The sequence below is a fragment of the Bacillus sp. SD075 genome, assembly GCF_017355165.1.
Lineage (GTDB): Bacteria > Bacillota > Bacilli > Bacillales > DSM-1321 > Peribacillus.
On the sequence record NZ_JADILK010000046.1, the window covers coordinates 1 to 14,688 of the forward strand.

Annotated in this window: 12 protein-coding genes and 1 pseudogene; 11 read left to right on the top strand and 2 right to left on the bottom strand. The window is 38.4% G+C overall.

Annotated elements, in window-relative coordinates; all coding sequences use genetic code 11:
* Positions 1–71: 71 nt before the first annotated feature.
* Both IOC57_RS21155 and IOC57_RS21160 read left to right on the top strand, forming a co-directional pair.
* Positions 72–273 (top strand): annotated as a pseudogene (locus IOC57_RS21155) (S-methylmethionine permease); the annotation flags it as partial.
* 280 nt (positions 274–553) lie between these two features.
* Positions 554–721, top strand: a complete 168-nt coding sequence (locus tag IOC57_RS21160; RefSeq protein ID WP_162878727.1) for a hypothetical protein — start codon at positions 554–556, stop codon at positions 719–721.
* Between the two features lie 584 nt (positions 722–1,305).
* Here the strand turns inward: IOC57_RS21160 and IOC57_RS21165 are convergent.
* Positions 1,306–1,689: a helix-turn-helix domain-containing protein gene (locus IOC57_RS21165; RefSeq protein ID WP_207440553.1), complete on the bottom strand. Its 384-nt coding sequence runs from the start codon at positions 1,687–1,689 to the stop codon at positions 1,306–1,308.
* A gap of 229 nt (positions 1,690–1,918) precedes the next feature.
* Between IOC57_RS21165 and IOC57_RS21170 the strand changes: the two genes are divergently transcribed.
* The 8 genes from IOC57_RS21170 (at position 1,919) to IOC57_RS21205 (ending at position 10,529) form a co-directional block, all read left to right on the top strand.
* On the top strand, positions 1,919–2,908 hold the full coding sequence (locus IOC57_RS21170; RefSeq protein ID WP_207440580.1) for an asparaginase: 990 nt from the start codon (positions 1,919–1,921) through the stop codon (positions 2,906–2,908).
* A 23-nt stretch (positions 2,909–2,931) separates the two neighbouring features.
* Positions 2,932–4,362 carry an aspartate ammonia-lyase gene (gene aspA / locus IOC57_RS21175; protein WP_207440554.1) on the top strand — a complete coding sequence of 477 codons (1,431 nt, stop codon included), beginning with the start codon at positions 2,932–2,934 and terminating at the stop codon, positions 4,360–4,362.
* A gap of 327 nt (positions 4,363–4,689) precedes the next feature.
* A complete protein-coding gene (locus IOC57_RS21180; protein ID WP_309487745.1) occupies positions 4,690–5,214 on the top strand; it encodes a DUF4309 domain-containing protein in 525 nt (174 codons plus the stop codon).
* 187 nt (positions 5,215–5,401) lie between these two features.
* Complete coding sequence (locus tag IOC57_RS21185; protein ID WP_207440556.1) at positions 5,402–5,845, top strand: SRPBCC family protein; 444 nt, start codon at positions 5,402–5,404, stop codon at positions 5,843–5,845.
* A gap of 164 nt (positions 5,846–6,009) precedes the next feature.
* Positions 6,010–6,273 (top strand): metal-sensitive transcriptional regulator, encoded by a 264-nt coding sequence (locus IOC57_RS21190; RefSeq protein ID WP_207440557.1) that lies wholly within the window; start codon positions 6,010–6,012, stop codon positions 6,271–6,273.
* Between the two features lie 236 nt (positions 6,274–6,509).
* Entirely contained in the window at positions 6,510–7,967 is a 1,458-nt protein-coding gene (gene cls / locus IOC57_RS21195; protein ID WP_207440558.1) for a cardiolipin synthase, read from the top strand.
* Positions 7,968–8,314: 347 nt separating this feature from the next.
* Positions 8,315–9,064, top strand: a complete 750-nt coding sequence (locus tag IOC57_RS21200; RefSeq protein ID WP_207440559.1) for a (S)-benzoin forming benzil reductase — start codon at positions 8,315–8,317, stop codon at positions 9,062–9,064.
* Between the two features lie 202 nt (positions 9,065–9,266).
* Complete coding sequence (locus IOC57_RS21205; RefSeq protein ID WP_207440560.1) at positions 9,267–10,529, top strand: LysM peptidoglycan-binding domain-containing protein; 1,263 nt, start codon at positions 9,267–9,269, stop codon at positions 10,527–10,529.
* Between the two features lie 211 nt (positions 10,530–10,740).
* On the opposite strand, the gene IOC57_RS21210 is transcribed toward IOC57_RS21205, so the two are convergent.
* Positions 10,741–11,961, bottom strand: a complete 1,221-nt coding sequence (locus tag IOC57_RS21210) for an MFS transporter (RefSeq protein ID WP_207440561.1) — start codon at positions 11,959–11,961, stop codon at positions 10,741–10,743.
* 232 nt (positions 11,962–12,193) lie between these two features.
* Here IOC57_RS21210 and IOC57_RS21215 point away from each other — a divergent pair, with 232 nt between their 5' ends.
* Positions 12,194–13,909, top strand: a complete 1,716-nt coding sequence (locus IOC57_RS21215) for an ABC transporter ATP-binding protein (RefSeq protein ID WP_207440562.1) — start codon at positions 12,194–12,196, stop codon at positions 13,907–13,909.
* The last annotated feature ends 779 nt before the right edge of the window (positions 13,910–14,688 follow it).

A 14,688-nucleotide genomic window follows, 5' to 3' on the forward strand; every position in this document is an offset into this window, starting at 1 on the left:
ACGCACTCTTTTTTAGAGTGCGTTTTCGTTTTTCAGGATATAAAACTAAGAAGAGTAAAAATGGAGAATCGATGCTTTGGTCACTTGCAGATAAGAAAAGCATACCAGCAATATTTGCAAATTTTTTAAAAAAGTGTTCCGGTAAATGCAGTACTTTTCAGCATGTTGGGCAGTGGTTTAGCATTTTTTTCGAGTATTATTGCACCGGATACTGTATTTATAGTGCTTGTATCCTTTTCTGTACTAGCCGTGATTGTAGTTTGGATGGATCTTTAGCTACAGAGCTTGAAAGGCATGCTTTTGATTAGGACGATCCCCTGTGGTCTGCACATGTATTGCTTGAAAATCCAGAAGAAATGTATCCAGGACCGAAATGCTTATTAATTCTTGGCGATTCAGAAATAAGTCGCTCGAGAACGGGAGTGAAGGATCATTTTATGTTTAGGCTGAAAAAGGATCTGTTGCAAAAAATAGTAAATAGAGAAATTAAATCATATTTTTTTCGTGCTGGGGAAAACTATACAAACAATGAATAGAAAGGAGAGAATGAGTTATGAGCCGTGGTAAGAATTTTAATCACAAAGAAAAAGGACACCCAGGAAATTTACCCAATAATAGAATTAGCGAAGAGAAGGAACACAGCCGCCAGTATGAACAAATTGAGGATATTGTCACGCATGAAGCTTTCAAAAATCGGGAAAAAGAAGATGAGATGCCTTAATATTTTGAGATGCAGCATTTCTGTTGAGACATTATATCGAGCATTCCATTACTTTAAGGATTAATAAATTTCGCGTTCCAATAACAAGAAGCACATGAAATAAAGACATAGCTTCCTCTTCATGTTGCTTCTTGTTATTGGATTAATTTTCATTAATAGACGGGGAAAACCATGAGTTCTGCTATGGTTTTTTCTTTTCGTTGCAAATAAATCATGAGGGGAAATCAGAGATGAAACTTAAATCAATCTTCTCTTGATGGAAATAGAAGTAAGCAATGGCGGAAAACAGAATAAGGATGGATGACATTTATTAGACCCACTTTCTTCTATTATATTAATAAAACTGAAATTTCAAGTCTTGTATTAGAATCTCCAAAGCAACTATGACAAGCAAGTACGTATAACAATATATCCAGAAATAATTATGGGTATCGGTTAAAAAGGCCAACTTATCGATTAATCAAACCAGGCCGACTTATACCGACTGTTTAAAAATACTGAAAATTCACGCATTAGCCTTTTTAGATATAAATCATGCCGGGTAAATCGTGAAAAAGAACCTGCTGAGTCTTAAGGGCAATGTGCTATGTTTCATTTTGTTTATCGCGATTTATTTCCACTTCTCGTTTAGCTCTAATAAAAGCGATGAATTGAATCGTTTCTTCTTCAGAAAGAGAGATCCCATCGACAGCTAGCTCCATGTTTGGTAAATCCGTTAATTCCATGACTTGAGGTGACTCTATGGAATTGTCCATAGGCAGAAAAGCTGGATAATCCACTCGACCTAGAATGTAATCGGTGGATGTATCATATAAGGCTGCTAATAATTTCATTGTTTCCAATGAAGGGCGGCGATGGCCCGATTCGTAACCTGCATAGGTACTCTTGGCGATTCCGAGTCTGTCAGCGGTATATTGCAAAGACCACCTTTTGGCCTTCCTTAATGTAGTTAGTGTATCTGAAATCATGATTATTACTCTCCTTTTATATAAATCCATTATAACATCATATTGGGAAAAGTGTACGCGTAATGAATAACTTTAGCTTGATTTCACCCTCAAACATGACTATAATAACATGTGGTGTACGCGTAAGATGTACATTTTCAACTAAAATATCCTTATCTGAGACGATTAGAATGAGTGTGAAACAGGAGGCTTTATAGGGGGCAGTATATTGGAGAAGTTGAAGTCAAAAATGAAGAAGTTGATGTTGTTTACAACAGGTGGTACAATTGCATCGTTAGAAGGAGAAAATGGACTGGTTCCAGAGATGAAAGCTAACGAAATTTTAGGTCATCTACCGGGATTGGATTTACTATGTCAGATTGATAGTAAGCCTTTGATGAATATTGATAGTACAAATATGCAGCCGGAAGATTGGACAGAAATGGCACAATCCATCCATGAGCATTATCATGATTACGATGGCTTTGTGATTACCCATGGAACAGATACAATGGCTTACACTTCAGCTGCGCTCTCATATATGTTACAAGATTTAGGGAAACCAATTGTCATTACAGGTTCTCAAATCCCAATTGCCTTCAAAAAGACAGATGCCAAAAGAAATATATCTGATGCGATTCGGTTTGCTTGTGAAGATATTGGAGGAGTATATGTTGTTTTTGATGGTAGAGTCATCCAGGGTACTAGGGCCATTAAATTGAGGACGAAAAGCTATGATTCGTTTGAAAGTATTAACTATCCTTATATTGCTTCCATATTCAACGATAAAATTGAGTATCTAAAGCCAGTTCATTCGCCAAAGAATAAGGAAGCTGAGTTAGATGCTTCCCTATGTACTGATGTTGCTTTGGTTAAGCTGCATCCTGGTATTAAGCCTGAATTCTTTGATTTCCTGAAAAATCAATATCGGGGAATCGTAATTGAAAGTTATGGAAGCGGTGGTATTCCATTTCAAGGAAGAAATATTTTAGAAAAATTAAATGAGTTGGTTGAGTGTGGAATATCCGTAGTCATTACTACCCAATGTTTAGAAGAAGGGGAAGATATGGATATTTACGAAGTGGGACGAAAAGTAAACAAGAATGTCATCATTCGTTCCAGAAATATGAATACAGAAGCCATCGTTCCTAAGTTGATGTGGATATTAGCCAAGACATGGGATCCAAAAAAAGTGAAGGAAATGATGGAAACACCGATCGCAGAGGACATTACATTCTAGAACAAACAAAGGGGCAAGAGGAAATGTTGATAGAAGAAAGAACATACCGCATCGAGAAAGACTTTCTTGGGGAAAAGGAAATTCCGGCAGATGTTTATTATGGAATACAAACTCTACGCGCTGTAGAAAATTTTCCGATTACCGGTTACAAAGTCAATGAAGAAATGATTCGTGCACTAGCCATGATTAAAAAAGCAGCAGCTTTAGCAAATATGGATACCAAAAGGTTATATGATGGTATTGGAAGCGCTATCGTCAAAGCTTCTGATGAAGTGATCGATGGAAAGTGGCACGAATATTTCATCGTTGACCCAATTCAAGGCGGCGCGGGTACATCGATGAATATGAACATTAATGAAATCGTTGCCAACCGATCGTTAGAACTTATGGGATATAAAAAAGGTGATTATGTACATGTTAGTCCAAATAGCCATGTTAACATGTCGCAATCAACGAATGACGTATTTCCTACTGCCATTCATTTATCAACCCTACGACTTTTGGAACAATTGTTACTAACAATGACTAAGATGAGTACGGTTTTAAAGAATAAAGCAAAACAATTTGATCATGTTATCAAAATGGGACGGACACATCTTCAGGACGCAGTGCCAATTCGCCTCGGGCAAGAATTCGAGGCGTACAGTCGCGTGTTGGATCGGGATATAAAACGAATCAGTCAATCACGTCAACATTTATATGAAGTGAATATGGGAGCAACAGCAGTGGGAACGGGTTTGAATGCAGATCCGCGTTACATTGAAAATGTTGTTAAATATTTAGCTGAAATCAGTAACTTGCCGCTTGTAGGAGCAGAACATTTAGTAGATGCCACCCAAAATACGGATGCATATACTGAAGTGTCAGCTTCATTGAAAGTATGTATGATGAATATGTCTAAAATTGCTAATGATTTACGTTTGATGGCTTCAGGACCAAGAGCGGGATTAGGAGAAATCACACTTCCGGCCCGTCAACCAGGTTCATCTATTATGCCAGGAAAAGTAAATCCAGTAATGCCAGAATTAATTAATCAAGTCGCTTTCCAAGTGATCGGGAACGATAATACGATTTGCTTAGCATCAGAAGCAGGGCAACTAGAGTTGAACGTAATGGAGCCAGTGCTTGTATTCAATTTGTTGCAATCAATCAGCATTATGAACAATGCTTTCAATGTCTTTACAGATTATTGTTTGGAAGGCATTGAAGCTAATGAGCAACATTTAAAAGATTATGTCGAACAAAGTGTTGGAGTGATTACAGCAGTCAATCCGCACCTTGGATATGAAGTGGTTTCACGTATTGCGCGTGAAGCGATCTTAAAAGGCAAATCAGTTCGCGAACTTTGTTTACAATATGATGTGTTGACAGAAGAAGAATTGGATCTGATTCTAAATCCTTATGAGATGACAAAGCCAGGTATAGCGGGAGCTTCACTTTTTGATCGGCAATAACCAGTATAATAGTAGAAAACATTTATCTATATAATTTTTGATGTAATGACTATGCCTTTAGGACCGTTGGTATTAAAGGCATAGTCATTAATTATAACCATCCTAATATGTATCTTCCTTGAACATCCATTAACTGTTTGCAAGAATAAAAAACTGAATATTATGTTTTTTTATTGATGAATGGCATGTGTCCAGCGTTCCTATGAATATAAATAGTAGTAAAGGTAAAACCAAATGGAATGACATACGCAATTTTTATCTTTTTAAGATATATAAATAATGTATATAGTCATTTCCAGCTGGAAAGGGAGGATAATTTTGAAACAAGTGAATCGTTTTATCCAAAGCGTTACATTTCTCATGCTCGCATTTCTCTTGTTTAGTGGGCAGGCTGCTTATGCTGCATCAGATTCATTAACATCACGATCTGCGCCCGACCTTTTGATTCGGCAGATCATGGGTTTAGCCTATGAATCACAGCAAACCGTTAACAGTGGCCCATTTTCTGTAGGTGATTCGTTGAAGAAAGTGGAAAAAGCCTGGGGTGCACCGGAAGATTTAAGTACTGTTGCGGCCAATTATTGGTCCCATAATGTCCGATTCCTCTATGACGGATCAACAGGTAGAAAGACGATTACCGCCATTGATGATTTTGATCCGCAATTGCAAACCATTCAATTAACCATGTTGAAGGAATTGATCGGTGAACCTGTAAGTGAAGTGGAGCAAGAAGGAATGTACTATGTCACCTATACCGATTACGAAAATTATAAAGTAGTTTTTGTGTTTGAAAGCGCCTGGATTAACCCAGATCCAAATTTGAATATGTATACGGTTGAATTGGCGTCATAAGCCAAAAAAGGATCGTCCCCTTATTACAGGAGGCGATTCTTTTATTATTATCTTTTAATGGTCTATTGTATATAAAACAGCTCGCTCGTGGGAGTTTTTGATTAAGAATCTGATCTTACCGTTCTAATCAATATTGTTCAGCCATACATTAAAAAGATGTAAATAGGATGATTAAGGGGGAACTGCTTTGTCAGAAGGTGTGCATAGTATCATTTTACCTGTTTCAATAAAAACGGTATGGGGATTTGTCAGTGTCATAGATCGCTGGGCACCGCTTGTCCCAGGATATATCAATCATGAGTTGATAAATGAGGGGACACTTATTTGGGAGTTTAAAAGCGAATTGGGATTAATGAAGAAGAAAATTAAACTTGAAGTAAATATATTGGAATGGCTGGAACCCGATAAGGTAACTTTTAAACTTAAGGGAATAAATGAAAAATTTGATGGACATGGCTATTTTTTAGCAGAACAATGTGGAATTGGACATACTAAAATGACTGGTTGTCTGGCGATTACGGCAAAAGGAGCCAAAGCCCCTATCGTCAATGCCTTGTTAAAAACCTACGTTCCCCAAATGACGATTGAGTTTTCTAAGGCAGTTGCACAAAGTCTGCTTGTACAAAAATAGAAATTACATATTGGAGCTATCATTATTGGACATTGGCACTTGACAATTATACCTTAGTGGTATGTATTATAAATTGTAAGATTTTTATCAGGTCAAACAGAATGTTTTTTTTGATGGATGTTTGGATAGGATTCAAAAGTAATAGGCAGGGTAGGAGGCCTCACATGGAATATGATAAGCAAGTTAAAAATAGAGTCAAGCGTATTGAAGGACAGCTTCGTGGGATATTGAAAATGATGGAGGAAAAAAAAGATTGCAGAGATGTTGTAACGCAGTTATCTGCCACTAGATCTGCAATCGATAGGACGATTGGAGTAATAGTAAGTTCCAATCTTGTAGAATGTGTCAGGGAGGCTAATGAATCCGGAGAAAAGAATCCCGAAGAGTTAGTCAAAGAAGCTGTGAATTTATTAGTGAAAAGCCGGTAAGTAATTATATTTTATAGTTATTATTGAATGGAAATTTTTAAGGCAATGATTATAAGAAAACCTAACCAATCTGAGAATTTTCAGTGTCCGGGGTGGATGAATTTTTTTAAATGGGCCTCTACAGGAAGAGGTCCATTTTTGTGAATTCTCTGTTTTCATTTCTGATAAGCAAATCCTTTGATATAAAGAATAGGCATGGTATCCTTAAAGGGATAAAAAATGAGTGAGGGTATACTATGGAATTTACGCATGTTACATCGGTTTTGCTTGGCCTCGTCATCATTCTGAATATTTTATTTGCCACGATTGTCATTTTTTTTGAAAGAAGGGAAGCGAGTACGACCTGGGCTTGGTTATTGGTGTTATATTTTCTGCCTGTAGTCGGTTTTATTTTATATCTCCTTTTTGGTACGAGTTTAAGACACGCCCACTTATTCCAATGGGAGGACAAGAAGAAAATAGGTATTGAAGAAATCCTTGATAAACAGATGGAAGAGCTTTCAACGGATCATTTTCCTTTTCGGAATGCATCTTCAAGTAATTACCGTGATCTGATTTATATGCATCTCCGGAACAATGATGCCGTGCTTACTGAAGATAATCAAGTCGATATTTTTACTGAAGGGAAAAAAAAGTTTGACCAGCTTTTTAAAGATATTGAAGCGGCCGAAAACCATATACATATACAATACTACATCATTCAAAGGGACGGCCTGGGTAAACGATTCATTGAAGCTTTGACTAAAAAAGCGAATGAAGGCGTCAAAGTTCGGCTGCTTTATGACGAGCTGGGTTCTAGAGGGATGACTAAAGGTTTCTTCAGGGAATTTAGGCAGGCTGGAGGAAGAGTGGAGGCATTCTTTCCATCCAAATTAAAATTTATAAATTTACGGCTGAATTTCCGTAACCATCGAAAGCTCGTCATCATAGATGGGAAAATAGGGTATGTTGGAGGCTTTAATGTTGGAGATGAGTATTTAGGACTTAATCCAAAATTCGGTTTTTGGCGAGATACACACCTTCGAATAAAGGGATCGGCTGTCAAAGCCATTCAAACCCGTTTCATCCTAGATTGGAATCAGGCATCAAAGCACCATGATATAACTTATCAACCTCATTATTTCCCTATTGTAAAACCTCAAGGCAAAATAGATTTGCAAATAGTGACAAGTGGACCGGATTCTGAATGGGAACAAATTAAAAATGGCTATATTAAATTAATTTCTTCAGCAAAGAAATCGATCCTCATTCAAACACCTTACTTCATACCGGATGCCAGTTTATTGGATGCACTCAGAATTGCCAGCTTATCAGGGTTAGATGTGAAAATCATGATTCCGAATAAGCCTGATCACCTTTTCGTTTATTGGGCAACAACTTTCAATGCAGGGCAGTTATTAAGAGCGGGAGCTAAGATATACATCTATGATAACGGCTTTATTCATGCGAAGATGATCGTAGTGGACGAAGAGGTCTCCTCGGTGGGAACAGCTAACATTGATGTCCGAAGTTTTAAATTGAACTTTGAAGTCAATGCCTTCATATATGATGAAGGAATGGCTGAAACACTGACAAGGATTTTTTATAAAGATGTTGAAGTATGCAGACAACTTACAAGTGAAGATTTTGAAAAACGTTCAAAATGGATTCGTTTTAAAGAGTCCATTGCAAGGCTGGTATCACCTATATTATAATTTGGAAACTAAGCGGACCATTACTATATGGGCATAAAAACTGTAGACAAATTCGAAGAAAGCGAGTTTGACTGCAGTTTTTTTATTTGAAAAAGGTTCCAGTTGCCTTCAGAAATACGCTTTCTTTCCACTGACAGTCTCCTCGCCGCTAGCGTCTCCGGCGTCTCGGCTAGCCAGTTATTCGGCAGGGGTGTCGTAAATTTATTCAATCCAGTGAAGATTTCATAAAACAGTAAAAAATCACAAAGGATAACCTAGACTTATTTTATAATCATGGTTCGGGGTGAGGCCATTCCGAACGCCGTTTTGGTACAATAGATCATAACCATAAAAAAGGGGGAAATGCCGTGAAAACGTTTATAATCACAGGGGCTTCTAAAGGTCTAGGAGCTGCAATCGCCAAAGGATGTTTGCAGACGAGTGATCATTGCATTTTAGTTTCCCGTACTGCCCATCCTGAAATGCAGAGGATGGCTGACCGATCCGGGACAAAACTTACATTTATTTCGATGGACTTGAATGAAACTGAAAAGTTACCTTTCTTAGTCAATGAGATTCTTGCTGCTGTCGATGAAACAAGTGACATTTACTTCATTAATAATGCAGGTGTCATTGAACCGATAAAGCCGGTAGGAAACCTTGGTATAGTAAATTTGGAAACAAGCATGCGGGTGAATTTCATGGCACCCATCGTATTGGCTGATGAATTCGTTAAACAGACACAGAACCGGAACAGAAAGAAGGTAATGGTCAACATATCTTCAGGAGCAGCAAAAAACCCTTATCATGGCTGGTCAGCCTATTGCAGTACTAAGGCGGGGCTAGAAATGTTCACACGGGTTGCAGGGTTGGAACAGGATAAAACTCCTTTCCCTACTTCCCTCATATCTTTTTCACCAGGTGTAATGGATACGGATATGCAAGGGACAATCCGGTCAGCAGACGAACAAGACTTTTCCGATCGAGATAAGTTTCATGAATATAAAGAGAAGGGCATGTTAAGAAGACCTGAACTTGTGGCAGATAAACTTTTGCAACTTCTTGAAGCGGAAGATTTGGAGAATGGGAAGTTCTACGATATTAAGAATTTACTTTGATTTATAGGAATATATGGAACAAGAAATTACCTGATGGTTGCGTGGGGCCGTCCTTTTGGACAGTCTCTTTTTTGTGATTCTTTGTTCCATTTGAAATAAAGGCTAAAAAACCAAGATCTCATCATTAGGAAATGTGATAATTCGTTCTATCCAATTACCTGAATAACATAAACTTTTTTGGAGGGAGTTTGGAGGGGTTTGAATGACGATCATTATTGTGAAAAAAGGTGACAGTCTTTGGGAGATTGCCAAGAAAAATAAAGTTGACCCATCGAAGATAATTGAAGTCAACGGATTGGAATCAACAGCTTTGGTTCCTGGTCTGGCATTGTATATACCTGATGAAAAAGTGGTGTATCGAAGGTATATAATTAAAAGTCAGGATACCCTCACTAGAATCAGCAGTCGTTTTGGAACGAATGCAGGAGCAATCATGGGGGCAAATCCAGGAATCGTTGCAAACTCGCTAAAAGTCGGTACGGAAATATTTATTCCGTCTCCTTACAAAAATCAATTGATTACGCTGGGTTTCGCCTTCCCGACTTCAGGTGGCGTAGTATTCGAAACACTTGAGCAGAATGGTGATATATTATCCTATTTAGCCATTGTAGCTTATTCGTTTACAAGGGAAGGAAATGCATATGTTGATGGTGATGATCTCCCCATTATAGCGAAATGCGAGCAGACAGGGGTGACACCGCTACTGATGATCCGGAACTTTCAAGATGGTGATTTTGATGCTGATTTGGCGGGTGATGTCCTTGCTAATTCTGTTTACCGAGCGAATTTAATCAATAGTATGCTGACTTTCGTTAGGGAGAAAGGCTATGGGGGTGTCAGTATGGACATCGAATTCATTCCACCTGCCAGGCGTTCCGATTATGTGCTTTTTTTAAAAGAATTAAAGGAGGGGTTGAACGAACTGATCCTGCATGTGAACGTACATGCAAAAACAGCGGATAATCCTGATAATCGAATTGTAGGCGGGCATGATTATCGGGGGATCGGAGAGGCAGCCGACCTTGTTGCCGTGATGACCATTGATTATGGATATCCAACTGGCCCGCCTGAACCCATTTCCCCAATTTGGTGGATGGGCGAAGTTCTTCGTTATGCTTTGTCGAATATACCTGAATATAAACTGCAGTCGGCATTTCCTATGTATGGATACGATTGGATAGTACCAAGCCGCGAGACTAAAGCTTTATCAGCTCAAAATGCCCAAAATCTCGCCATTGCAACGGGTGCTGAAATAACTTTTGACATTTCAGCGGCATCACCTACCTATTCTTATCAAAGAGAGAATTCGAACCATGTCGTTTGGTTTGAAGATATTAGATCGATAAGCGCAAAATATGAAATGATTGATGCATACGAACTGATAGGTGCAACTTATTGGCAGATTGGTTTGGAATTCCCGCAGAATTGGGAGTTTATAGATAAGAATATCTTGATTATCAAATAGAATGAATGGGTACAGTCGGTGTAAGGAAGTATGATATATTTTTTTCCCTCGTTTGGTAGTGCAGCGTTTATCAGGACCAAGCCAAATACACCCAACACGTTTTAAAGAGAGACAATATTTTCGATGGGCCTTAAATCAGGAGCCATGGAAAACCAAGGCTCCTTTTTAATAGTGAATCAAATGGAATGCATCATCTAGGAATATGAGATGACTAACTTGACAGTGATTGATCACATTTTTTCCCTTGTAAGTCTTTCCTTTTAAAAGATGCATAAAGAAAGGCAAGGAATATCAGGGTGGAAGAAAATTGGAACGTCGTTTTGACACTATATGTTTCCGTTATATATCCTAATAGTAAGACAGAGCCGGCAAATGTAAGATTGATGACCGCTCCCCAAACGGAATGTATTTTTGCAAGAGTCTTTTCCGAAGCATGGTCTTGGAATAGCTTGGTGTAGATCACTTCCCGGATTTGTTCTGGGAGACCGTACAGGCATGCCAGCAGCAAAGCCAAAGCAGGAATACTGGTAGTTCCAAAAAGCAGGATCAGCAATGAACTGAGAAATAGCCCGAATGTGATGAAGAATCCAATATATTTTTCTAGTAACTTGGCAAAACGGAAGACGATTAATCCACTGATAATCATGCCGACAAAGTAGCTTGTGTTAATATATCCCCACCACTCCTCACTCAGTTGCAGGTTCTGTTCTACATATATATAGATAACGGCAGCCACCCACACGCTTGAAGCTAAAGTAGTTATAAAATCAATGGAAATGAGGGTACGGATAGTTGGGATTTGGCGAATCGCAATCCATCCGGACTTAATCGAATCCCAGTTTGACGGAGCAACAGAGTCCGTCGTTTGTTCTGTTACTTGGATTCTCACTGTATAGATCGTTGAAACGCCAAAAAGCATGACCGTAAGCCAAATAATGAAACTGCTGTTGGTACTTATCAATAAGGCGGAACCTAGTGGCCATCCTGCGACAAAGATGGTCTGAGTGATCACATTCAAGAAACCATTCGCTTTCATCCGTTCTTTTATTGGAACTAATTGAGGAACCAAAGCAGCGCTGACCGGGGCTGCAACTCCATCCAATAATGAAATCATGGCAATGAAAAAAATGACGGCAACGGAAAAACCATGATTGAAACTTATCATATAGATTCCTAGGCAAACGAGTAAGATCGTTTTCCACCATTGAGATTGCACTAGGATTCTTTTTAAAGGAAACCTGTCAATGACAAGGGGGGCAAGTAAACTGCTGATAAACCGAAAAATCGTTGTAGTGAACGGAAGCAAGCTCAAATAAAAGGCAGATCCCGTCATGGTATATAATAGTGAAATCAACCCGACTACATAAAATATATCCCCTAGATTGGCAAACGCCTGACCGAGCCAAAGGCATCGAAACGATGTGTTTTTCATGAATACCATCCTTTTCAAAAATAATGTTCATGGATCTTTAGAATGGTTATTTTTTTTACACTGGATTCCCTCCTTAATATAATTGCATGAGCCGGGTTGGGCTGTTTAATATAGATGATTTTACCATAATATGAACACGGGGGTTTTGAAATGCTTGTTGAATTGAAATGCTTGCTGAATAATGGATATGGAATTATACTCCTTAATATATATAAAAAAGGAGAAAAATTTGATGATTCGACGTTTTGCTTCATATTACCTGCCGCATAAGCGGTTATTTATTATTGATTTCTTCAGTGCAGTGGTAGTGGCTGTACTTGAACTTGCATTTCCGCTAGCTGTTCAGTGGTTTATAGATACACTGCTGCCTGGCGACGATTGGTCTGCAATTGTTTCGGTAAGTGTCGGTTTGTTCCTTGTTTATATCATTAGCACCCTCCTACAGTTCATCGTAGGATATTGGGGTCACAAATTGGGTATCAATATCGAGACTGATATGCGTGAGGAATTATTTGAGCATGTGCAAAAACAATCTTTTCGTTTTTTCGATAACACGAAAACCGGCCATATCATGAGCCGCATAACCAATGATCTGTTTGATATTGGTGAACTTGCACACCACGGTCCCGAAGATTTATTCATTGCTTTCATGACTTTTATAGGTGCATTTTGGATTATGTTGACAATCAATGTGAAACTGGCACTCATATCGGTTTGCATTTTGCCGTTCCTCGTTTTATTAATTGTCATAAGTAATATAAAGATGAATAAAGCCTGGAATAAAATGTATACAGAAGTTGCAGACGTAAATGCCCGTGTGGAAGATAGCGTCTCAGGAGTGAGGGTTGTCCAATCCTTTACTAATGAAACATATGAAATGAAAAGATTTTCTACTAATAATCGCAGATTCCGTAAAGCGAAACTTCTTGGGTATAAGGTAATGTCCTTTAGCTTATCAGGCATTTACATGATGACGAGGTTTATGACCCTTGCCGTGTTGGTGATGGGAGCTTGGCTAACTTTTCATGGGCAGCTCTCTTATGGTGAACTGGTTGCATTTGTCTTATACGTTAACGTATTATTTAAGCCAATTGACAAAATCAGTGCGTTGATGGAACTCTATCCAAAAGGGATGGCCGGCTTTAAGCGTTTTACGGAACTTCTGGATATCGCGCCTGATGTCGTGGATAAAAAGGATGCATTATCGGTAACCACCCTTTTAGGTGATATTTCCTTTAAAGACGTTTCTTTTAACTATGAAGACAAAAAGTCCGTGTTAAAAGATATTGACCTTACTATTAAAGCAGGTGAAACCATCGCTTTTGTCGGGCCTTCAGGAGCAGGGAAAACGACCATATGTTCATTGATCCCGCGTTTTTATGACGTTAAAGCCGGTTCTATTTCCATTGATGGAATAGATATTCGCGAGATGACGAAAAAGTCATTGCGTTCACAAATTGGCATTGTCCAGCAAGACGTGTTTCTTTTCACAGGAACGGTAAAAGAGAACATTGCGTACGGAATGCTTGACGCATCGGATGAACAAATTCTGGAAGCCGCAAAGAAAGCCCATTTAGAGACTTTCATTGAAGGACTTCCAGATGGCTACGAGACTCAAATAGGTGAACGCGGCTTGAAATTATCTGGAGGACAAAAACAACGGATTGCAATAGCAAGGATGTTTTTGAAGAATCCGCCCATATTAATTCTCGATGAGGCAACCTCTGCACTCGATACTGAGACGGAAAAAATAATTCAGCAGTCACTTACAGAACTAGCTGAAAATAGAACTACGTTAATCATTGCACACCGATTGGCAACCATTCGAAACGCTGACAAGATCGTTGTTGTTACGGAAGAAGGAATTGCTGAAGAGGGCGGTCACGATGATTTACTTAAGCAGGGTGGCATTTTTGCCAATCTGCATCAATTACAATTCCAAAAATGATAAAAAGCTATATGTCCTTACAAGGACATATAGCTTTTATTAATATGGTGGAGTTATTTATTTTCATTAAGTGAAATAATTAATAAAATGAAGGTATGAGATGAGGTATTCCTTTTCAGTGACTTTAAACTTAATACTTTACCAATGCTTCAACCACTTTCGCTTTACTGTCATACCATTGTATTTTATAGAACTGAACTACGATTCCATATTGGGATTTATATTAATGATGTCACTCCTGCTTCTTTAGTAAGTTCTACGAGGAACAAAAGAGTTGTATCAGGTCAGCTAACTGTTCAAGCCAAGCGGGTCCTCAAGTAGCTTCCGCAACTGGTAAGTTCTAATTCATTTCAGGTTGTGTGGACCCTAAATTGTTATCATTGTAATGTACTGTATCCGCAAAGCCATTATTTTCTAATAAATAATATTGACCACTTATGAATCAGATAATATCGGACGACTCTTCACTGACATTCTCCTTTAATCTTTCCTTTGTTTCTACTTTAGTTTCAAAGTCCGTAATCGCTTCTATTGCGTCAATTTCTTTTTTATGAAATTTCAACTAAAACGTCAGTCTATAACTCTCTTTATCTTTAAACACAAAAGGTGCTGCAACTTATTCATACACATCATATTGGAGAGTCGTTTAGGAAACACAACAAAGCTCTGAATCCACTTACCGTGTCGACAGGAATGGTAACCTTAGTGAATTACATTGCAATTGAGGAACAATAATTCCTCTTGAACCAAGAGCGTGAGGCTGTATGAAGTAAATGTTT

Coding starts and splice junctions, on each gene's coding strand:
- IOC57_RS21160 (WP_162878727.1), top strand. CDS start 554: ATGAGCCGTGGTAAGAATTTTAATCACAAAGAAAAAGGACACCCAGGA.
- IOC57_RS21165 (WP_207440553.1), bottom strand. CDS start 1,689: ATGATTTCAGATACACTAACTACATTAAGGAAGGCCAAAAGGTGGTCT.
- IOC57_RS21170 (WP_207440580.1), top strand. CDS start 1,919: ATGAAGAAGTTGATGTTGTTTACAACAGGTGGTACAATTGCATCGTTA.
- aspA (WP_207440554.1), top strand. CDS start 2,932: ATGTTGATAGAAGAAAGAACATACCGCATCGAGAAAGACTTTCTTGGG.
- IOC57_RS21190 (WP_207440557.1), top strand. CDS start 6,010: ATGGAATATGATAAGCAAGTTAAAAATAGAGTCAAGCGTATTGAAGGA.
- cls (WP_207440558.1), top strand. CDS start 6,510: ATGGAATTTACGCATGTTACATCGGTTTTGCTTGGCCTCGTCATCATT.
- IOC57_RS21205 (WP_207440560.1), top strand. CDS start 9,267: ATGACGATCATTATTGTGAAAAAAGGTGACAGTCTTTGGGAGATTGCC.
- IOC57_RS21210 (WP_207440561.1), bottom strand. CDS start 11,961: ATGAAAAACACATCGTTTCGATGCCTTTGGCTCGGTCAGGCGTTTGCC.
- IOC57_RS21215 (WP_207440562.1), top strand. CDS start 12,194: ATGATTCGACGTTTTGCTTCATATTACCTGCCGCATAAGCGGTTATTT.